The following is a 19,009-nucleotide window of genomic DNA, read 5'->3' on the forward strand; positions in this document are numbered from 1 at the left end:
CGCTGACGCGGACCCTCCAGCCCATTACTCGTCGGTCTGGCACAAAGCTCGCGCCAAGGCCAGTAGCTCGCTGTCCCCGGGGGCGTCTGCAATTTCGACGGATCGCCAACCCTCGCCAGCCATTTCCGCGACACGGGGCCCGATCACTGCCAGATCGACCTGTGATCGGTCCATGTCATGGCGGTCGAATTCAACCTGCAGTCGCTCGGCCGCGGCGCCGGAATGCAGCGCAACAACGCCGCCCGTGCGCAGCCGCGCGATGTCGTCGTCCGTCATGCTCTGCGGGACAGCTCGATAGACGATCTTCGTCTCTATCCTGATCTTTTCCGGCAGGCGCAAGGTTACGCGGTCCTCGCCCGCAAGCCGCAGCAGATGGAGTTCACGGCCATCCAGTTCGTCCAGCAGGGATTGCAATCCGCCCCGCCCTGTCCGGCCGATCAGAAAACCCGCACTTCGCGCAGCGTCGGCGGTTGCATCGCCCACTGCGTGGACCGGCAATTTGGTCAGCCGGTCGATCTGCTTTCCGCCGTGACGGAACACATTGGCACTGCCAACCAGCAGGCCGTCGAACTGTTCGGGATCCGACACTTCCCAATCAACGGGTTCGACCGTGAACAAGGGCGCTCCCGATACATCAAGGCCCATGTCCAGCGCCGTTTTCGAACTGACCGACCAGCCTGGCTCCGGCCGAAAGAGGAACAATGTCTTCATGTCGCTTCCCCGAAATGTTCGGCAACTTCGGGCGGCGCATTGTTCAGCAAAGTCCGCGCAAGTTCGAGCGGGGCCTGACCGTCGCCCACCTCGAATTCGGCGGCATCGGCAATACGCACAGTGCCATCGGGACTGAAGATTGCCGCTTTCAGTTCGATCCGCCCCGCAGATATCCGCGACAGCGCCGCGATCGGACTGCTGCACGATCCCCCAAGCCCCTCGAGCAGGCGGCGTTCCGCAGCGATTTCCGCATGACTTTCCGCGTGATCGATACCAGCCAGCAATTCGCCCATTCGCGCATCGCCACGCCGGCATTCGATCCCGATCGCGGCCTGCGCCGGAGCAGGCAACCAGACCTGTGGGTCTAACCGCACGCCGACATCGTCTTCTCCGAGACGATCGAGACCGGCCGCTGCCAGAAATGTTGCGTCAGCCTCCCCCGCTTTCAATTTCGCCATACGCGTGGCCACATTTCCGCGAATGCCGACGACAGTCACATCCGGGCGCATATGCAACAGCTGTGCCGCGCGGCGTGGCGCACTGGTACCGACCCGTGCGCCTGCCGGAATTTCGGCTATCGAGGCAGCCCCCAGCAATCGGTCCGCTTTGTCCGCCCGAGGCAGGATCGCTGCGATAGCGATGACGTCGGGTCGAATAGTTTCGACATCTTTCATCGAATGGACCGCGGCATCGATACGCTCTTCCACCAGCCATTGATCGAGTTCGCGGGTCCAGAGCGCCTTGCCACCGATGTCGGCCAGAGGACGATCCTGCACCTTGTCGCCGCTCGCCACGACGGGGACGAGTTCGACTGCCGATTCGTCCCAGCCGTGAGCTGCGCACAGCCTTGCACGCGCCTCGTGCGCCTGCGCCATGGCAAGCGGTGAGCGGCGGGTTCCAAGTCGGAGAATAGGTTGGACTGGCATAGGGTCCGCTTGCCCTAGCGAGCCATGCCGCTAAGGGAAAGCGGGATGGCACTGGTTCTCGGCATAGAAAGTTCGTGCGACGAAACCGCAGTCGCACTCGTCGACAGCGATCGTTGCATCGTGGCGCAGCGCATCGCATCGCAGGATGCGGAACACGCGCCGTTCGGCGGCGTCGTGCCGGAAATTGCCGCGCGCGCCCATGCCGAACGGCTTGCTCCGATGATCGACGGCGTACTCACCGATGCCAATATTGCGCTGACGGATTGCGATGCGATTGCCGCCACCGCCGGGCCGGGCCTCATCGGGGGGGTCATGGTTGGCCTGGTCAGCGCGAAGGCACTGGCAATGGCCACCGACATTCCCCTCATCGCGGTGAACCACCTGGAAGGCCATGCTTTGAGTCCCCGCCTTGCCGACGAAAGCATCGACTTTCCTTATGCCCTGCTTCTCGTATCCGGCGGCCACTGCCAGATCCTCAGGGTTGAAGGCGTGGGCCAATATCGCCGGCTGGCCACGACCATCGATGACGCGCTGGGCGAGGCTTTCGACAAGACGGCAAAAATCCTGAAGCTGGGATTTCCCGGCGGTCCGGCGGTCGAGCGCAAGGCGATGGAGGGTAATCCCCGCGCCGTTCCGCTCCCCCGTCCGATGGTCGGCAGCGGCGAACCGCACTTTTCCTTTGCCGGGTTGAAGAGCGCGGTCCTGCGCGCGCACGAAAGTGGCCGGTACGAAGTGGCCGACATAGCAGCCAGCTTCCAGCAGGCTGCCGTGGACTGTGTAACCGATCGGTTGCGTATCGCGCTTCGATCCATGACTAGCGTGGATACGCTCGTTGTAGCAGGGGGCGTCGCCGCGAACGCCACCGTTAGGGGCGCATTGGAAAAGCTGGCAGCCGATCACGGCATGCGCTTCGCGGCCCCGCCGCCAGCACTATGTACCGATAACGCAGCAATGATCGCGTGGGCAGGGATCGAACGCCTCGGACAGTCGGACCCCCTTGATATTTCCGCCCGTCCCCGCTGGCCGCTCGATCCTGAAGCAGAGCCGGTACGCGGCGCAGGAGTAAAGGCATGAGTGGCGGGCATCACGGTCGCGTCGGCGTTCTCGGAGCGGGCGCTTGGGGCACGGCACTTGCCCAAATGCTGGCGAGCGATGGACGGGAGGTGCTCATTTGGGCGCGCGAGCGAGAACTCGTCGACGAAATCAATTCGGCGCGCTCGAATTCGATTTATCTGCCGACTGCCACCTTGGCAGATACTATCCACGCAACCGGCGATCTGGTCGATATGGCCAAACTCGATGCTCTGCTTGTGGTGACGCCGGCCCAGCATATGGGCAGTGTGCTCGCTGCCATGCCTGCTCACCCGCATGATCTCGTACTGTGTTCGAAAGGCATCGAAGCCGGCAGCGGGCGACTCATGAACCATGTCGCAAAGGATGTTGCCAAGGGCAGCGCCATCGCGGTCCTTTCCGGACCGACCTTCGCACATGAGGTCGCAGCGGGACTGCCGACGGCGGTAACCCTCGCCTGTGACGGCGGAGAGAAACAGTGGGACCGTATTTCTGCGATGATCGCACGGCCAACTTTCCGACCTTATTACTCCGATGACATTATCGGTGCGGAAATTGGCGGTTCTGTAAAGAATGTTCTCGCCATCGCCTGCGGCGTAGTCGACGGACTCGGTCTTGGCCAGAATGCACGCGCAGCCCTCATTGCTCGGGGCTATGCCGAAATGCTCCGTTTTGGCGAAGCACTCGGCGCTCGGGCCGAGACCTTGGCGGGATTGTGCGGTTTGGGCGATCTCGTATTGACCTGCTCATCCACTTCCAGTCGCAACTTCTCGCTCGGCAAGGCGCTGGGGGAAGGTAAGATCGCCGATACTCTAATGGCGGATCGCCGCACCGTTGCAGAAGGTGCCCATACCGCACCCGTGCTCGTCGAACTTGCCGAGCAGCGGGGCGTTGCGATGCCCATTGTCGAAGCGGTGCACAATTTGCTCACGGGCGGGGCACCGCGCGAAGTAGTTTCCGATCTCTTGTCCCGGCCACTACGGGCAGAACAGGGACCTGCCGGGTGACAGCGGAAAAACCGGACGAAGACCTCTCCGCCTTGGCAAAAGGTGGGCGGCAGAATTTCTTCGGCTTCATTTTGCGCCTCGTGGCGCGTCTGCCGTTCCTGTTCATCGCGGGACGCCTCTACGGCCCGGACGCCCTGGGTCGCTTCGCGTCGGCGCTGGTCGTGGTCGAACTGGTCGCGTTGATCTGTGCGATGGGCGAAAAGCGGGGCCTTGCGCAGCGTCTTTCCGATGGCGAGGGAGTGCATCCGGCGAACCTCGTTTACGATGGGATGCTGCTCGCAGTCCTATTTGCGTCGCTGGCTGCCGTATTCTTCTGGTTCGTCCCTGCTCCCCTATTTCCCAGTGGGGAATATACCGAACTCGATCGGTTCATCGTCCTTGCGATCCCCGGCTACGCGTTGACGGAAATCGTCCTGGCAGCGCAGGCGTACAAGTACGATATTGCTACCACAGTTCGCGCACGCGCCGTGGTCGAACCCTGGACCATCTCGATCATGGCAGGGGCGTTCTATTTTGTGCCGTCGATGAGCGAATCCGGACTTTCGATGGCATATCTGGCTTCGATCTACGCGGGCTTGGCTACCGGGCTCTGGTCTTTCTTTCGCAGCTATGGTCCCCCGAAAGAATGGCGCCCCCACCCCACTTATATGAGCAAGATGACCGCGCGGGCTCTGCCACTGGCAACTGCCGATGCGATTGAATGGGGCACTCGGCGTGTCGACATCTTTATCCTTGGCCTCTTCGCGGCTCCTGCCGCAGTGGGCGTTTATTATATTGCACAGCAGGTCGCCAGCCTTCCGCAAAAGCTCAAGACCAGTTTCGAACCGATCCTCGGCCCCGTCATTACCAAGAACCTGAAGACCAAGAACTACAAAGCCATCGCAAGCCAGATCTGCCAGGTCGGTTTTTGGATCGTGGCGATGCAGGCAGGTATCGCGCTCGCACTGGGTGTCCCGGGTGAAGCGGTGATGGGGTTGGTCGGGCCGGAATTCGTCGGCGGGACGGGCGCCCTCGCATTCCTGCTCGCGGCAGAAGTCGTCGCTGCTACCGCTGTCGTTTCGGAAGCGGTACTGGTTTATGTCGCCCGAGTGCGCAATTTGTGGATCTCGATCGCCACTATTGCATTGCAGGCCATACTGACGGTCGTGCTAATCGAGGCCATGGTTGCTGGCGGCTACGGCGAACCTTTCAAGGCAGCTGCTGCGGCAATTGCGCTCATGCTGGCTCTAGGCACCGCCAGCCTGGTCAAGGCCATGCTGCTGTCGAAAATTCTCGGCCAGCGGATCAACACCTTCCGCTGGCCGCTGGTATGGGCAGCAGCCCCCGCCGTCCTTGTTGGTTGGCTCGCCACGCGATTGCCCGAATGGGCCGAACTGATCATCGGCATCCCTGCAATCCTCGGCGTTTACGGTTTTATTATCTGGCGACGTGGCTTCGGGCCGGAAGATCGTGTCCTGTTCAAGCGAAATCTGGATAAGGAAGAAGCGGCTGCGGATTGACGGCTTTCGTCGCTGACAGGAAACGTTCAGTCCGCATTAACCCCTCGATGATGTAACTCTGTATCAAGCCAACTGTCTTGGGGAGGACATCATATGCGTTTCGCCAATCTTGCCGCCGCTTGCGCTGCTGCCGCACTCATCGCGGGTTGTGCGTCAAAGCAAGGTGGCGAACAAATCGTCACAACCGGCGCCCGTACCGCTGCTACGGATGGCAAACTTCCTCCGCCGCCACCCCCGCCTCCGCCACCTCCGCCATCGCTGATGGCGCCGCAGGCTATGATAGTTTCCGGCTCTCGAATGGCGCAAGAAACGGCTCCGGATACGACTGAAACATCCATTGCAGACGCTAACTACCGCTATTTTCCGCCGGTATTCGTTCCGACGCCCCCCAGCCGGGACAAGTATGACGGTGAAGAGGTGTCATCGGTCAAGGTTGTAGCCAACCAGCCCGTATCCACCTTCTCGGTCGATGTGGATACTGGCGCCTACACCAATGCGCGTCGCTTTATCTCGGAAGGTAGTTTGCCGCCCAAAGGCGCGGTTCGGACCGAGGAATTCATCAACTACTTCCGCTATGATTATGAACGCCCGGACAGCATCGCGCAGCCCTTTACCGTCAATACCGATGTCGCTGTAACACCTTGGAACAGCAGTTCGCGCCTCTTGCGGATCGGGCTGGCTGGCTACGAGATGCCGGAACAGGAACGACCGGCCGCAAACCTCGTCTTCCTGCTGGATGTATCCGGGTCCATGTCCAGCCGCGACAAGCTGCCGCTGGTCAAGACCGCCATGCGTCAGCTTGCCGGCATGCTGAGCGACAAGGACCGCGTCTCGATCGTCGTCTATGCAGGGGCCGCCGGTCTCGTTCTCGAACCCACGAATGACGAACGCAAGATCAAGGACGCGCTCAACCAGCTGGAAGCAGGCGGATCGACGGCCGGCGGAGCGGGCATCGAACTTGCCTATCGCGTGGCCGAAGCGAACCGGATCGACGGCGGCGTCAACCGCGTAATCCTGGCGACTGATGGTGATTTCAATGTCGGCACTTCGGACAGGGAATCTCTGATCGAACTGATCGAGAAAAAACGCGAAACCGGCGTCACACTATCTGTACTCGGCTTCGGCCGCGGCAATCTGAACGATGCGATGATGGAACAGGTCGCCAATAACGGCAATGGCAACTACTCGTATATCGACAGCGCGTTGGAAGCCCGCAAGGTCTTGGGCGATGAAATGGGCGCCACGCTCGTTACCATCGCCAAGGACGTGAAGATCCAGGTCGAATTCAATCCGGCAGTGGTCAGCCAGTACCGCCTGATCGGTTACGAAAACCGCATCCTGCGCGAAGAGGATTTCGACAACGATGCGATCGATGCGGGCGACATCGGCGCCGGCCATCAGGTCACCGCGATTTACGAGGTGGTTCCGGTTGGCGGCAAGGGTTGGATCCCGGCGCGTCGATACGAAGACCAGCCAGCTGCAAAGGCCAGCCAACTCGCCGCCGAAGCGGCCTTCATCAAGTTGCGGTACAAACAGCCCGACGGCGACACGTCCACGCTAATCACCAGCACGCTGCCCAGCTCATCTTTACAGACTACTCGCGCGCCAAGTGGTGATTTCGCATTTGCCGCTGCCGTAGCGGCATTCGGTCAGAAGCTGCGCGGCGATCCCATGTTGTCCGATTTTTCTTATCCGCAAATCGCCGCGCTTGCTGGTGAACAGACCGATTTCTGGCGGCAGGAGTTTGTTCAGTTGGTAAGGACGGCTGACGGGCTGGAATAGCGTCCTTGGCAGGAAGGGCGGATGATGGCTAAGAGCCATGCCATGCCGATCCGCCCATCCCTCGTCATCCTTGCCGGAGCCGTATTGACCGGCGCCAGCGCCTATCTGCTGGCCGAACCTATGGCACCCGGCTTCATCGAAGGTCTGGAAACAAAATCGGCGGCCGCTATCGAACAGGCAGGTGGCGGGAAGGTAACTGCGCGCTTTGCGACGGAAAGCGGTCTTCCCACGCGCCATCCCATCCTGTCTGGGGGCGAAACGCTCAACGATTCCACGCGCGCCGATGTCGCACAGGCCGTATACGCCGTGCCCGGCGTTGGCGGCGTCAGATGGAGCGATGGTTCCAGCAGGGCGGAAAGCCGCGAACAAGTCTATCAACCGCTGCACTGCCAGGAAGACGTCGAAGGGTTGCTGCGCAGCAGATCAATACGGTTCGAAGAAGCCAGCACCGCGCTTCTGCCTGCCAGTCAGGTCCTGATTGACGAGGTGGCCGAAGCGCTGCGACCATGTCTCGGCTCGCTCATCGCCGTGACCGGGCACACTGACAAGCAAGGAAGCGATGAGGTCAATCTGGCACTCAGCGTGGAACGGGCCGAGGTCGTTCGCGAAGCACTGGTTCGCCGCGGTATCCCCCGCGATGGCTTGCGGGCAACCGGAGTGGGTTCGCGCCAGCCCGTCGAAGGGCTGACGCCCAGCGACCCAGCCAATCGCCGCATCGAATTCTCCGTTATTCGCACAGAACCCGTCCGCCCCACCCCGGTCGACACTCCGGGAGCACGCTGACATGCCACTGTGGTTCGAACTCGCTGCCCTGATGATCGCCGCCTACGGTGCCGGGATCGGCATCGGTTGGGTCATCTGGGGCAATCACGACCAAGACGAGGAATAGATCGATGAACGAATTACTCCAGACCTATTGGCCCCTGATCGTTGCCGCACTGCTGGTCGGCTTGGTCATCGCCTGGTACGTGTTCGGTGCTTCTCGCCGCACGCGTGTGACCGGCGCCAGCCGCGATGTCCTGGACGAAGGTGCGGCGCCTGCAGAACGTAACAAGGCGTTGATCGACAGCGCTCCTGCCGCAACCCCGATGCAGCCTGCTGCAGGTGTCCCAACGATGTCGACACCGGCGCCATCGGCTGGCGACGACCTCACCCGGATAAAGGGTCTGGGTCCAAAGCTGGCCGCGACGCTGCAAGGCATGGGCGTGACCACCCTTTCGCAAATCGCGCAATGGGATGATGCAGAGATCGATCGCATCGATGCCAATCTTGGCCGCTTCCAGGGCCGCATCCGCCGCGACAACTGGGTAGACCAGGCTAAATATCTATCTGTCGGAGATGAAGCAGGGTTCGTCGAACGTTTTGGCAAGCTCTCCTGAAATTCGGAACGAATCGATTGGTGTGGTATTCCTTTACTTGGGTCGAACACGAGGAGACCAAGGATGGGACAGCGATTACGCGTGCTCGTTGCCGAAGACGAGTTCATAATCGGCTGTGACCTGTGTCACACAGTCGAAGAAGCCGGTTATATCGTCGAAGGCCCGTTCGAAGATCTGTCCTCCACTATGCTGGCTTTCCAGAAGAACAAGCCTGACATCGCCATTCTGGACGTTCAGCTCGAAGACGGCATCGTCTACCCCCTCGCCGAACAGATGATCGCGGAGAACGTGCCGGTGATCTTCCATTCGGGTGAAATGACCCCGGCAGAAGTGGTCCGTCGGTTCCCCAGCGCGCTGGCGCTAGCCAAGCCCTGTCCTCCGGCCGAAGTCATCGATTCGATCCAGCGCGCCACACATCACGGCTAACGGCCATTTTGCGTTTCCCTGGGCCCCGCCCCGGGCGACGGTCGCGTCGGTGGGTTGACGCGTACGCTCGATGCGCATGCGATCCCGCTGATCGGCCACACCTCTTGCTCCCGCCATGCAACCCTGCCACTGGCAAGCGCATAACAGAGGAGATTACATGGCTGGAATGGTGCCGTTTGCTTGGGACGATCCCTTCAACCTCGACGATCAGCTAACCGAGGAAGAGCGGATGATCCGCGACGCCGCCCACGCTTTCGCGCAGGGCGAGCTGCAACCGCGCGTGATCGAGAATTTCAGCAACGAAGTCGACGATCCCGAACTGTTCCCGATGATGGGCGAAGCAGGCCTGCTGGGCGCGACCGTGCCCGAGGAATACGGGGGCGCCGGCGCCAGCTATGTCGCTTACGGCCTGATCGCGCGCGAGATCGAACGCGTGGATTCCGGATACCGCTCGATGGCCTCGGTCCAGTCGAGCCTCGTGATGTTTCCGATCCATGCCTACGGGTCCGAAGAACAGCGCAGGAAATACCTGCCCGGCCTCGCCAGCGGCAAGCTGATCGGCTGTTTCGGCCTGACCGAACCCGATGCGGGCAGCGATCCCGGCGGCATGACGACGACAGCCAAGAAGGTCGACGGCGGTTATGTCCTGTCGGGCTCGAAGACCTGGATTTCCAACGCCCCCTTTGCCGACGTCTTCGTCGTTTGGGCGAAGAGCGAGGCGCATGGCGGCGGCATTCGCGGCTTCGTGCTGGACAAGGGGATGAAGGGCCTGTCCGCCCCCAAGATCGAAGGCAAGCTGTCGCTGCGCGCATCGACCACCGGCATGATCGTGATGGACGAAGTCGAGGTAGGGGAAGACGCGCTGCTGCCCGACGTGCAGGGCCTCAAGGGTCCGTTCGGCTGTCTCAACCGCGCCCGCTACGGCATCAGCTGGGGCGCGATCGGTGCCGCCGAATTCTGCCTCCACGCCGCGCGCCAGTACGGGCTCGACCGGCACCAGTTCGGCGTCCCGCTCGCCAGCAAGCAGCTCTACCAGCTCAAGCTCGCCGACATGGTGACCGAGATTTCGCTGGGCCTGCAATCCTCGCTGCGGGTCGGCCGCCTGATGGATGAAGGCAAGTTCGCGCCCGAGATGATCAGCATCGTGAAACGCAACAATGTCGGCAAGGCGCTGGATATTGCCCGCAAGTCGCGCGACATGCACGGCGGCAACGGTATTTCGGAAGAATACCAGGTCATCCGCCACATGGTGAACCTGGAAACGGTCAACACCTACGAAGGCACGCATGATGTTCATGCGCTGATCCTGGGACGGGCCATTACCGGGATCGCCGCGTTTTGATCCGCCTACACGGCTACTACCGCAGCTCGACCAGCTACCGCCTGCGCATCGCGCTGGAACTGAAGGGGCTGGATTACGAATATGTGCCGGTGAACCTGCTTGCGTCCGAACAGAAGGGCGCGGCGTTCACCGCACGCAACCCCTTCGGCTCGGTCCCGCTGCTGGAAGTCGACGGCAAGCACTATGTCCAGTCGATGGCGCAGATCGAATGGCTCGACGAAGGCTTTGCCGATCGTCCGCTGCTGCCGTCCGACCTGCACGATCGCTATGTCGCGCGCGAACTGGCCTATGCCATTGCCACCGAACTGCACGCACCGCTCAACCTTCCGGTCCTGAAATACCTGAAGGACGAATACGGCAAGTCGCAGGACGAGATCGGCGTGTGGTATCGCCACTGGCTCGCCCGCACGCTCGCCCCGCTGGAGGCGCGCCTGGCGCAGCTCGGCACGGGCGATTTCCTGTTCGATGCCCCCGGCTTCTTCGAAGTCTGCCTGCTGCCGCAGGTCTACAACGCAAGGCGGTTCGAATTCGATTTTTCGGACATGCCGCACATCACCCGGATCGAAAGCGCCTGCCTGGCCCTGCCGGAATTTCAGCGCGCCCATCCGGACAACCAGTCCGACAATCCCGAGAACACGTAAGCCCCGAGAGGAACCCCATCCATGAAGCTCGCAACGATCCAGGACGGCACCCGCGACGGCAAGCTGGTGGTCGTGTCGAAAGACCTCACCCGCTACTGCGCCGCCGACAACATCGCCCCCACGCTGCAGGCCGCGCTCGACAACTGGGACGAAGTCGCCCCGAAGCTCGAAGCGCTCTATACCGATGTCGAACACGAGGCGGTGCCGTGCGAGCGGTTCCATGAACGCGAGGCGCATTCGCCGCTGCCGCGTGCTTACCAGTGGGCCGACGGCAGCGCCTACATCAATCACGTCGAACTGGTGCGCAAGGCCCGCGGCGCCGAGGTGCCCGAGAGCTTCTATCACGATCCGCTGATGTATCAGGGCGGCAGCGACACCTTCCTGCCCCCGCGCGCCGATATTCCGCTGAAGGACACCAGCTGGGGCTGCGACATGGAAGGCGAGATCGCGGTCGTCACCGACGATGTGCCGATGGGCGTGTCGAAAGAAGACGCCGCCGGCCACATCAAGCTGGTCATGCTGGTCAACGACGTGTCCTTGCGCGGATTGATCCCGGGCGAACTGGCCAAGGGCTTCGGCTTCTTCCAGTCCAAGCCCGCCAGTGCGTTCAGCCCCGTCGCGGTCACGCCCGACGAGCTGGGCGATGCCTGGCAGGGCAGCGTCATCCACCTGCCGCTGATGGTCGATTACAACGGCCAGCCCTTCGGCCGCGCCAATGCGGGTGTCGATGCGACGTTCAGCCTGGCAGAACTGGTCGCCCACGCCGCCAAGACGCGCGACCTGGGCGCCGGGACGATAATCGGATCCGGCACGGTGTCGAACCAGGGCCCCGACGGCGACCCGGGCAAGCCGGTGGCCGAAGGCGGCCTCGGCTACAGCTGCATCGCCGAAATCCGCATGATCGAGACGATCGCCGACGGCGAGGCCAGGACCCGCTTCATGGAACCCGGCGACACCGTGCGCGTGGAGATGAAGGACAAGGACGGCCATTCCATCTTCGGCGCGATCGAACAGAAGGTCGTCGAAGCCTGAACACGAATAAGAGCGGGGTCACATGGGCCCCGCTCCCCGATCATTTCCCGCGAGCGACGTGACGTTTCAGCGGACCATGACAGCAGTCGACTTCCTGCATCACTTCTTCGGTCGGTTCTTCGGTACCGGAGATGATCGAAATGTCGCCCGTGCTCTCCAACACCATCGACCGCACGTCCGCCAGGTCTGATATCCCTGCGCTGCGGATCTTGTTGAGAATATCGCTTTCGGACACGCGCGTTTCGGCAAGTGCCCCTTCCAGGATTTTACCGTCATACATCAGCATGGTCGGGTCGTTTTCCAGCAAGAGCTGAAACCTGCGTGATCCGCGCCGCAGCCGCGCCAGAACAAGCTGCGCTACCAGTAAAGCCATTATAGCGCTGAGCGCCTGTACGAGCGCAGTCCAGTCGGTAACCGTCGCTGCCGAAGCGAGGAGCGATCCGGTCGCCAGCGTGACGACGAAATCGAATGCCGTCATCTTGGAGAATGTGCGCAGTCCGATCGTGCGTACCAGCACGATGACCCAGATCAGCGCGATCACCCCCAGTGCTACGCCTCGCAGGATGGCGTCGGGATATTCGGAAAGACCGAACATGGCTTTACGTCGCTCCCGCGATGGGCCGATCGATTGCGTAATCGATCGGCTTGAAGGTTCCACCACAGGAATCGTAAGCGGAACAGGCCGTCAGCCCGATGATCAAGGGGGACAAGGCTCGCATGGAAATGTGATCTCCCGATTTGGAAACGGGCGGCTCCACCGCCAGCCGTCCGGTCGCGCCGTCGACCGGCACGTTCATGAATAGGTTGAAGGCGGTCGGGATCATGTCCGCTTCGACACCATAAGGCGCCAGCGCTTCGACCAGATTGCCGAAGCAGCCGCGATGCACCGGCTTGTCGGCATAGAAATGGCGAAAGGTCGCCTCGCTGCATGGCGTCAGCAGAAAATCGTGCCGCCCGACCGTGTCCTCGACAATTTCGAGCATGGGTTTGGACCGGTTCGACCATAGGCGATTACCTTGCCCAAGGGAGATGGTCTCCTCGTAATCGAAAGTGCGCCCATTCGAGATGACTTCCCGCACATCGTCTGCATTGAAAGCAAGCAGGTCGGAAACCTGGCCGCCTTGCGGGTCGACGACGGTTAAGGTTTCGCCCTCCTCCAATCGGAAGGCGACCCCGGAACGCGGGGCAATGCGGTTGGGGTTCATGCAGCCCTCGTGTCGCTGAATGGGCAGACCCAATCCTCATCGACCACCCGCCCGCTATATTGTGCAGCAGGGCTGGCTTCACCGTGGCGTGCCAGCATCGGATTGGGCGAACCGGCCAGCGCGATGTCGCGATCGATGATCGTTTTGCGCATCTTCTCGTAACGCCCCTGTTCGCGCAGAGCTTCGAACTGGTCGTGCAAGTTGAAAACCAGTGTCGGAAAGGCAAACCGGCGCGCAACGCGTGATGCCCTCGGATGTAGCCCCACGACGAAATAGGCTTCCCCCCCGAAACTGAGCGAGAAGTGTGGATCGTCCGGATCGGAACTGACACGCGGATCGCGCGGTTGGTCGCGCCAGGTGTCTTTGTCGCTGAGCGACTGGATGCGGTCCCATAGCGCCTGCTCGAACCGTTCCTCGCTCAAGTCTTCAGGCCCTTCGAACACCACCGCAAGACTCCTCAGCCCGCTTTCGATACGCTCCTCGCGATACCGGTCGCTCCATTCGACCAACGCGCGGTGGATTTCGAGGTCGTTCCAGGCGCTGGTGATATCGCGAGCATGAACAACGCTCAGATTGCCTTTGGCTAGTGCCGACTTGGCCCCGACACAGGGGAAGCCTGCTTCGCGTATGTGGGTTTCAAGAGCATGCGCACTCGGCGCGTCGGCGGGGATGACAACTTGCATGATTGGCGAATGTTTGACCGGCCGGATCGTTGCATCACCAAATATATATCAATCGCTTTTCATCCGGCCCGTCGCGACGTCAATCTCTCTCCTCGCGCTGTTTCACCTCAATCTCTCTCATCGCGCTGTTTCACCTCAATCTCTCTCATCGCGCTGCTTCACCTCGTCTTCCCGCGCATGCATGTCGCGCCAGAGCTTTTCCGTCCCAGCTTCCTGCGCCTTGTTCACGAACTGCGAAGCGACCAGCCAGCCCTTGATGGGGCGAAGCGGCAGAACGCATCCAATGGCCATCAGCGGGATCGCGATCGCAAGCAGGACGATCAGCGGAAGTTCCAGCGAAACCTGTAACCAGACGATGAAGAACAGCAGCGGGAACGCCACGAACGTCAGAGAGAAAAAGGCCGGGCCGTCATCCGGTGACGCGAACCGGTAATCCAGTCCGCACACTTCGCATCGGTCGCTGACTTTCAACCACGACTTGAACATTTTGCCCTTGCCGCATCGTGGGCACAGTCCTTTCCATCCGGATTTGAAAATCCAGGCAGTCTTTTCGCTGTCGTCAAGTTCCATAGATGGTTCCAAAATTCCAAAGGCATGGATGCGCGCAGAAACGCTTGGTCGCTCCATAGCTGAGGATCGGTGTTGCAAGGTCGCCGAACAAGCGAATTAATGTGCACGCAGGTTGCGATAGGAGCACGTCAGCGCGCAAACGAGTTCTTACGCCGCCGGTTTAGAACCCCGGCAGTGTCTCTAATTCGCCGGATCGTCCGTTCGCGCTGCTGCTACATCGATCGGGCGATGACCATCTTCATGACCTCGTTCGACCCGCCGAAAATCCGCGTGATACGGCTATCCCGATACATGCGAGCGATCGGATAATCGTTTATGAAGCCGGCACCGCCATGGAACTGCAGGCATTTGTCGACCACTTCGCCCTGTAATTCCGTGACCCAGTATTTGGCCATGCACGCAGTCGGCACGTCAAGCTCGCGCTTCAGGTGCTTGGCGATGCAGTCATTGACGAAAATCTTCGCTGCGGTCGCGCGGGCCTTGAGGTCCGCCATGACGAATTGCGTGTTCTGAAAATCCCAGATGGTCTGGCCAAAAGCCTTGCGATTCTTGACGAAGTCCAGGGTCGTCTCCAGCGCCTTTTCGATGCCTGTCATGGCACCCATCGCAATGATAAGGCGTTCCTGAGGGAGCTCGCCCATCAACTGGTAGAAGCCTTTGCCCTCTTCCCCGCCCAGCACATTTTCCGCCGGTACGAACACATCGTCGAAAAACAGTTCCGACGTGTCGGACGCGTCGAGTCCTATCTTGTCAAGCTTCTTGCCGCGCTGGAAGCCCTCTGCGCCTTCGGTCTCGAGCAGCATCAGCGAAATGCCCTTGGCCCGTTCATTGGGATCGGTCTTGGCGACGACGATGATGAAATCCGCGGTCTGGCCATTGGAGATGTAGGTTTTCGCGCCGTTGATGCGATAGCCGTTCCCATCCTTCAGCGCAGTCGTCGTGACGCTCTGCAGATCGGACCCTACGCCGGGCTCGGTCATGGCTATCGCGCTGACCAGTTCGCCGCTTACCAGCTTTGGCAGATACTTCTTTTTCTGCTCTTCGGTGCCATGGCGCACGAGATAGGGCAGGATCACGGTGTTGTGCAGCGATGCGGCAAAGCCCTCCACTCCGTGCTTCGCCTGCTGGTCGATTACGACCATTTCGTGCCGGAAGTCCCCGCCATGGCCGCCGTATTCTTCGGGCACCGATACACCCAGCAGTCCCGCCTGACCCGCTTCGTTCCAGAATTCGCGTTCGACCTGTCCATCCTCGCGCCATTTGAGGACACGTTTTTCAGGGGCATGCTGCTGATAGAACTTGCCGACCGCGTCGGCGAAGATCGAGATTTCCTCGTCCTCCATGAATTCGGGCTGGGGTACATTGATTGCGGGCATCTGTCTGGTCCTCTCCGGATATTGTTATGGCGCGCTGAAGGGTCTTATTTGCCCTTCCAGTTAGGCGCGCGTTTTTCGGCGAAGGCGGCAGCCCCTTCGCGCGCATCTTCCGATACGAATACGGGCGCAATAAGCTGGGTCTGGCGCGTATAGCGCTCATCCATGGGCCAGCCGCGCGACTGCTTGATCACCTGCTTGGACACACGCACGGCTAGCGGCCCGTTGGCGACGATGCTGGCGGCCAGTTCCTTTGCCGCCGCAAGTGCCTCGCCGTCGGTTATCCGGTTGATCAGACCAAGCTCATACGCACGGGCCGCATCGATGAAGTCGCCGGTCAGCGCCAATTCCATGGCGATCCGTTCCGGGATCTGGTCGGGCAGCATCATCACCCCGCCCGCTGCAGCCACCAGGCCACGTTTTACTTCGGGGATGCCGAATTTGGCACCCGTACTGGCCACTACCAGATCGCATGCGATCATCAGTTCCAGCCCGCCTGCCAGAGCATATCCTTCCACCGCAGCGATCAGCGGTTTTTGCGGTGGCTTCTGGACGATGCCGCCGAAGCCGCGTCCCTCGATACTGGGCGATTCCCCGCGCAGGAACCCCTTCAGATCCATGCCCGAACAGAATGTTCCGCCGGCTCCGGTCAGGATACCGACGCGCAGGGTATCGTCGCTGTCGAGCCGGTCCATGGCCGCGGCTATGCCTTCCGCCGCAGCCTTGGTCATGGCGTTCTTTGCCTCGGGACGGTTGATGGTGACGACCAGAATGCCGTCCTCCTCGCTCGTCAGGACTTCCTCGGACATCGCGCTCTCTCCCATTGCAAATCGAAACTTGTCTTGCGCCCTTGCTGCGTCACGTTTACGCAAACGTCAACCGGCATTCGCCGCAAGAATCGAAAAGTGGAGAGGAGTTTACGCTATGGCTGAAGCCTACATCATCGATGCCGTCCGGACCCCGCGCGGGATCGGTAAGCAGGGCAAGGGATCGCTGGCGCACATGCACCCGCAGCACCTTGCAGCCACCTGCCTCAAAGCCATCAAGGATCGCAACGATCTCGACACCTCCACGGTCGATGACGTGATCTGGTCGGTCAGCACGCAGGATGGCATGCAGGCGGGCGATCTGGGCCGCATGGCAGCGCTCGACGCCGGATATGACGTGACGTCCTCCGGCACCACGCTCGACCGGTTTTGCGGCGGCGGGATCACCAGTGTGGCGCTCGCTGCGGCACAGGTGATGAGCGGGATGGAAGACTGCGTCGTTGCGGGCGGCACCGAGATGATGAGCCTCACGGCACAGATGTCCAAAGACAAGATGGCCGCTGGCCTCAAGCCGCCGATGATGGGCAGCTATAACGAACGTCTCATGCGGACACATCCGCAAAGCCATCAGGGTGTTTGCGGCGATGCTATCGCAACCATGGAAGGCTTCAGCCGCGAAGAACTGGACGAGGTCGGATATCGCAGCCAGCAGCGCGCCGCCAAGGCTATTGAGGAAGGGCGTTTCGACAAGTCGCTCGTCCCGGTAACCGACGACGATGGCAATGTCGTTCTCGACAAGGAGGAGTTCCCTCGGCCGCAGACAACCATGGAAGGTCTTGGCGAACTGGAACCCGCTTTCACCAAGATCGCCAATGTCCCGCTCGACAAAGCCGGCACCACTTTCTCTGGGCTGATCAACGCCAAATATCCCGACGTCGATATCAAGCACTTCCATCACGCGGGCAACAGTTCGGGTGTTGTCGATGGCGCGGCAGCCGTCTTGGTGGCAAGCAAGGATTATGCGCAAAAGCATGGGCTCAAGCCCCGCGCGCGCATCGCCGCCACCGCCAACATGGGTGACGATCCGACGCTCATGCTCAACGCCCCGGTTCCGGCGGCGAAAAAGGTCCTGTCGAAGGCAGGCCTGACGACCGACGACATTGATCTTTACGAAATCAACGAAGCCTTTGCCGTCGTCGCAGCCAAATTCGTTCGCGATCTCGATCTCGATTGGGACAAGGTCAATGTGAACGGCGGCTCCATCGCACTCGGTCACCCGATCGGTGCCACCGGTTCGATCCTCATCGGCACGATGGTCGACGAATTGGAACGCCAGGGCAAACGCTATGGCCTCGTGACCATGTGTGCAGCCGGCGGCATGGCTCCCGCCATTATCGTCGAACGGGTCGACGATTTCGTCGATTGATCCCGCCCTGACATGCGCGCCCTCGCCTATGGCGAAGAAAGCGGCTAGAGGGCGCGCATGCATTTCCTCGACCAAGCCAAAATCTACCTCAAGTCCGGCGGCGGCGGCCCCGGTGCCGTCAGTTTCCGGCGCGAAAAATACGTCGAATACGGCGGCCCCGACGGCGGTAACGGTGGCAAGGGCGGCGACATCGTATTCGTGGCCGTTCAGGGCCTCAACACGCTGATCGACTTTCGCTATTCGCAGCACTTCAAGGCCAAGCGCGGCAATCATGGCCAGGGCAAGGACCGGACCGGCGCTGGGGCGCCGGATCTGGTTATCGAGGTGCCGGTCGGCACGCAGGTCCTGTCGGAAGACAAGGAAGAGGTGCTGGCCGATTTCACCGAAGTGGGCCAGCGGGTCGTCTTTCTCGAAGGCGGTATGGGCGGGCGCGGCAATGCCAGCTACAAAACCAGCACCAATCGCGCCCCGCGCCAGCACCAGCCCGGCATTCCGGGCGAGGAAATGTGGGTGTGGCTGCGGCTGAAGCTGCTTGCCGATGTCGGCCTTCTGGGCCTGCCCAATGCGGGCAAAAGCACTTTCATCAACCAGGTTTCCAACGCCAAGGCCAAGGTCGGGCACTACGCCTTTACCACCTTGGTCCCCAAGCTCGGTGTCGTGACCCACAAGAACCGCGAATTCGTGCTGGCCGACATTCCCGGCCTGATCGAAGGCGCCGCCGATGGCGCTGGCATCGGGGACCGGTTCCTTGGCCATATCGAACGCTGCCGCGTGCTTATCCACCTGATCGACATTTCGGGCGATGATCCGGCAGAAGCCTACAGCACGGTCAACGCCGAACTCGAAGCTTATGGCGGCGGTCTTGCGGACAAGCCGCAGCTCGTGGCGCTGAACAAGCTCGATCTGGCAGATGACGAACTCGGTCAGGGCTTTGCAGAAGAACTGCTGGCCGCCGGCGCGGACAAGGTTTTCACCATTTCCGGCGCTACGGGCGCGGGGATTCCCGAACTGCTCGACGGCGTGCTGGGCTATCTTCCCGACCGTACGTCGACAGAAACCCACGCCGAAGAAGTGGAAGACGAAGACGATACGGCCGAATGGTCGCCTCTCTGAGCGCGAAGTCGTGCTTCGGGCGCGCCAAGCGAAGCCGGCTTTCGCGTGCCGCTGCG

20 protein-coding genes are annotated in these 19,009 nt (G+C 61.2%); 12 read left to right on the forward strand and 8 right to left on the reverse strand.

Features of this window, described 5'->3' with window-relative positions; all coding sequences use genetic code 11:
• Positions 1–24: 24 nt before the first annotated feature.
• Both KYK83_RS07725 and hemC read right to left on the reverse strand, forming a co-directional pair.
• Positions 25–711, reverse strand: a complete 687-nt coding sequence (locus tag KYK83_RS07725) for a uroporphyrinogen-III synthase (RefSeq protein ID WP_222827803.1) — start codon at positions 709–711, stop codon at positions 25–27.
• Positions 708–1,637: a hydroxymethylbilane synthase gene (hemC, locus tag KYK83_RS07730; protein WP_222827804.1), complete on the reverse strand. Its 930-nt coding sequence runs from the start codon at positions 1,635–1,637 to the stop codon at positions 708–710. Before hemC ends, KYK83_RS07725 begins: the two co-directional genes overlap by 4 nt.
• Before the next feature lie 45 nt (positions 1,638–1,682).
• On the opposite strand from hemC, the gene tsaD reads away from it, so the two are divergent.
• From tsaD to KYK83_RS07780, 10 genes are all read left to right on the forward strand, one after another.
• Complete coding sequence (tsaD, locus tag KYK83_RS07735; RefSeq protein ID WP_222827805.1) at positions 1,683–2,711, forward strand: tRNA (adenosine(37)-N6)-threonylcarbamoyltransferase complex transferase subunit TsaD; 1,029 nt, start codon at positions 1,683–1,685, stop codon at positions 2,709–2,711.
• Positions 2,708–3,715, forward strand: a complete 1,008-nt coding sequence (locus KYK83_RS07740; protein ID WP_222827806.1) for an NAD(P)H-dependent glycerol-3-phosphate dehydrogenase — start codon at positions 2,708–2,710, stop codon at positions 3,713–3,715. Before tsaD ends, KYK83_RS07740 begins: the two co-directional genes overlap by 4 nt.
• Positions 3,712–5,214 (forward strand): lipopolysaccharide biosynthesis protein, encoded by a 1,503-nt coding sequence (locus KYK83_RS07745; RefSeq protein WP_222827807.1) that lies wholly within the window; start codon positions 3,712–3,714, stop codon positions 5,212–5,214. Before KYK83_RS07740 ends, KYK83_RS07745 begins: the two co-directional genes overlap by 4 nt.
• Positions 5,215–5,511: 297 nt before the next feature.
• The gene (locus KYK83_RS07750; protein ID WP_248284335.1) at positions 5,512–6,996 is read left to right on the forward strand and encodes a vWA domain-containing protein; all 1,485 of its coding nucleotides are present in this window, start codon (positions 5,512–5,514) and stop codon (positions 6,994–6,996) included.
• Between the two features lie 21 nt (positions 6,997–7,017).
• Positions 7,018–7,779, forward strand: a complete 762-nt coding sequence (locus tag KYK83_RS07755) for an OmpA family protein (RefSeq protein WP_346729437.1) — start codon at positions 7,018–7,020, stop codon at positions 7,777–7,779.
• Positions 7,780–7,889: 110 nt separating this feature from the next.
• The gene (locus KYK83_RS07760; protein ID WP_222827809.1) at positions 7,890–8,375 is read left to right on the forward strand and encodes a hypothetical protein; all 486 of its coding nucleotides are present in this window, start codon (positions 7,890–7,892) and stop codon (positions 8,373–8,375) included.
• A gap of 63 nt (positions 8,376–8,438) precedes the next feature.
• The gene (locus KYK83_RS07765; protein ID WP_234036536.1) at positions 8,439–8,801 is read left to right on the forward strand and encodes a response regulator; all 363 of its coding nucleotides are present in this window, start codon (positions 8,439–8,441) and stop codon (positions 8,799–8,801) included.
• Positions 8,802–8,967: 166 nt separating this feature from the next.
• The gene (locus tag KYK83_RS07770) at positions 8,968–10,143 is read left to right on the forward strand and encodes an acyl-CoA dehydrogenase (protein WP_222827983.1); all 1,176 of its coding nucleotides are present in this window, start codon (positions 8,968–8,970) and stop codon (positions 10,141–10,143) included.
• Positions 10,143–10,784, forward strand: a complete 642-nt coding sequence (gene maiA / locus KYK83_RS07775; protein ID WP_222827984.1) for a maleylacetoacetate isomerase — start codon at positions 10,143–10,145, stop codon at positions 10,782–10,784. Before KYK83_RS07770 ends, maiA begins: the two co-directional genes overlap by 1 nt.
• A gap of 21 nt (positions 10,785–10,805) precedes the next feature.
• Entirely contained in the window at positions 10,806–11,816 is a 1,011-nt protein-coding gene (locus KYK83_RS07780) for a fumarylacetoacetate hydrolase family protein (protein WP_222827810.1), read from the forward strand.
• A gap of 40 nt (positions 11,817–11,856) precedes the next feature.
• Here the strand turns inward: KYK83_RS07780 and KYK83_RS07785 are convergent, their stop codons facing one another.
• From KYK83_RS07785 to KYK83_RS07810, 6 genes are all read right to left on the reverse strand, one after another.
• The gene (locus KYK83_RS07785; protein ID WP_222827811.1) at positions 11,857–12,411 is read right to left on the reverse strand and encodes a DUF421 domain-containing protein; all 555 of its coding nucleotides are present in this window, start codon (positions 12,409–12,411) and stop codon (positions 11,857–11,859) included.
• A gap of 4 nt (positions 12,412–12,415) precedes the next feature.
• Complete coding sequence (locus KYK83_RS07790; protein ID WP_222827812.1) at positions 12,416–13,021, reverse strand: DUF1989 domain-containing protein; 606 nt, start codon at positions 13,019–13,021, stop codon at positions 12,416–12,418.
• Entirely contained in the window at positions 13,018–13,704 is a 687-nt protein-coding gene (gntA, locus tag KYK83_RS07795; protein WP_222827813.1) for a guanitoxin biosynthesis heme-dependent pre-guanitoxin N-hydroxylase GntA, read from the reverse strand. The genes KYK83_RS07790 and gntA overlap by 4 nt, the downstream gene beginning before the upstream one ends.
• A gap of 135 nt (positions 13,705–13,839) precedes the next feature.
• A complete protein-coding gene (locus tag KYK83_RS07800) occupies positions 13,840–14,274 on the reverse strand; it encodes a DUF983 domain-containing protein (protein WP_222827814.1) in 435 nt (144 codons plus the stop codon).
• A 212-nt stretch (positions 14,275–14,486) separates the two neighbouring features.
• A complete protein-coding gene (locus KYK83_RS07805) occupies positions 14,487–15,650 on the reverse strand; it encodes an acyl-CoA dehydrogenase family protein (protein ID WP_103024270.1) in 1,164 nt (387 codons plus the stop codon).
• A gap of 44 nt (positions 15,651–15,694) precedes the next feature.
• Positions 15,695–16,456, reverse strand: a complete 762-nt coding sequence (locus tag KYK83_RS07810) for a crotonase/enoyl-CoA hydratase family protein (protein ID WP_222827815.1) — start codon at positions 16,454–16,456, stop codon at positions 15,695–15,697.
• A 115-nt stretch (positions 16,457–16,571) separates the two neighbouring features.
• Here KYK83_RS07810 and KYK83_RS07815 point away from each other — a divergent pair, with 115 nt between their 5' ends.
• Both KYK83_RS07815 and obgE read left to right on the forward strand, forming a co-directional pair.
• Positions 16,572–17,840 (forward strand): acetyl-CoA C-acetyltransferase, encoded by a 1,269-nt coding sequence (locus KYK83_RS07815; protein ID WP_222827816.1) that lies wholly within the window; start codon positions 16,572–16,574, stop codon positions 17,838–17,840.
• A 57-nt stretch (positions 17,841–17,897) separates the two neighbouring features.
• On the forward strand, positions 17,898–18,953 hold the full coding sequence (gene obgE, locus KYK83_RS07820; RefSeq protein WP_103024267.1) for a GTPase ObgE: 1,056 nt from the start codon (positions 17,898–17,900) through the stop codon (positions 18,951–18,953).
• Positions 18,954–19,009: the final 56 nt, after the last annotated feature.

This window comes from Qipengyuania pacifica (genome assembly GCF_019857205.1).
GTDB lineage: Bacteria > Pseudomonadota > Alphaproteobacteria > Sphingomonadales > Sphingomonadaceae > Qipengyuania > Qipengyuania pacifica.

What these genes read in the sequence shown, in the direction of transcription:
- KYK83_RS07725 (WP_222827803.1), bottom strand. Translation starts at nt 711, where the DNA reads ATGAAGACATTGTTCCTCTTTCGGCCGGAGCCAGGCTGGTCGGTCAGT.
- hemC (WP_222827804.1), bottom strand. Translation starts at nt 1,637, where the DNA reads ATGCCAGTCCAACCTATTCTCCGACTTGGAACCCGCCGCTCACCGCTT.
- tsaD (WP_222827805.1), top strand. Translation starts at nt 1,683, where the DNA reads ATGGCACTGGTTCTCGGCATAGAAAGTTCGTGCGACGAAACCGCAGTC.
- KYK83_RS07740 (WP_222827806.1), top strand. Translation starts at nt 2,708, where the DNA reads ATGAGTGGCGGGCATCACGGTCGCGTCGGCGTTCTCGGAGCGGGCGCT.
- KYK83_RS07750 (WP_248284335.1), top strand. Translation starts at nt 5,512, where the DNA reads ATGGCGCAAGAAACGGCTCCGGATACGACTGAAACATCCATTGCAGAC.
- KYK83_RS07755 (WP_346729437.1), top strand. Translation starts at nt 7,018, where the DNA reads ATGATGGCTAAGAGCCATGCCATGCCGATCCGCCCATCCCTCGTCATC.
- KYK83_RS07760 (WP_222827809.1), top strand. Translation starts at nt 7,890, where the DNA reads ATGAACGAATTACTCCAGACCTATTGGCCCCTGATCGTTGCCGCACTG.
- KYK83_RS07765 (WP_234036536.1), top strand. Translation starts at nt 8,439, where the DNA reads ATGGGACAGCGATTACGCGTGCTCGTTGCCGAAGACGAGTTCATAATC.
- KYK83_RS07770 (WP_222827983.1), top strand. Translation starts at nt 8,968, where the DNA reads ATGGTGCCGTTTGCTTGGGACGATCCCTTCAACCTCGACGATCAGCTA.
- KYK83_RS07780 (WP_222827810.1), top strand. Translation starts at nt 10,806, where the DNA reads ATGAAGCTCGCAACGATCCAGGACGGCACCCGCGACGGCAAGCTGGTG.
- KYK83_RS07785 (WP_222827811.1), bottom strand. Translation starts at nt 12,411, where the DNA reads ATGTTCGGTCTTTCCGAATATCCCGACGCCATCCTGCGAGGCGTAGCA.
- KYK83_RS07790 (WP_222827812.1), bottom strand. Translation starts at nt 13,021, where the DNA reads ATGAACCCCAACCGCATTGCCCCGCGTTCCGGGGTCGCCTTCCGATTG.
- gntA (WP_222827813.1), bottom strand. Translation starts at nt 13,704, where the DNA reads ATGCAAGTTGTCATCCCCGCCGACGCGCCGAGTGCGCATGCTCTTGAA.
- KYK83_RS07800 (WP_222827814.1), bottom strand. Translation starts at nt 14,274, where the DNA reads ATGGAACTTGACGACAGCGAAAAGACTGCCTGGATTTTCAAATCCGGA.
- KYK83_RS07805 (WP_103024270.1), bottom strand. Translation starts at nt 15,650, where the DNA reads ATGCCCGCAATCAATGTACCCCAGCCCGAATTCATGGAGGACGAGGAA.
- KYK83_RS07810 (WP_222827815.1), bottom strand. Translation starts at nt 16,456, where the DNA reads ATGTCCGAGGAAGTCCTGACGAGCGAGGAGGACGGCATTCTGGTCGTC.
- KYK83_RS07815 (WP_222827816.1), top strand. Translation starts at nt 16,572, where the DNA reads ATGGCTGAAGCCTACATCATCGATGCCGTCCGGACCCCGCGCGGGATC.
- obgE (WP_103024267.1), top strand. Translation starts at nt 17,898, where the DNA reads ATGCATTTCCTCGACCAAGCCAAAATCTACCTCAAGTCCGGCGGCGGC.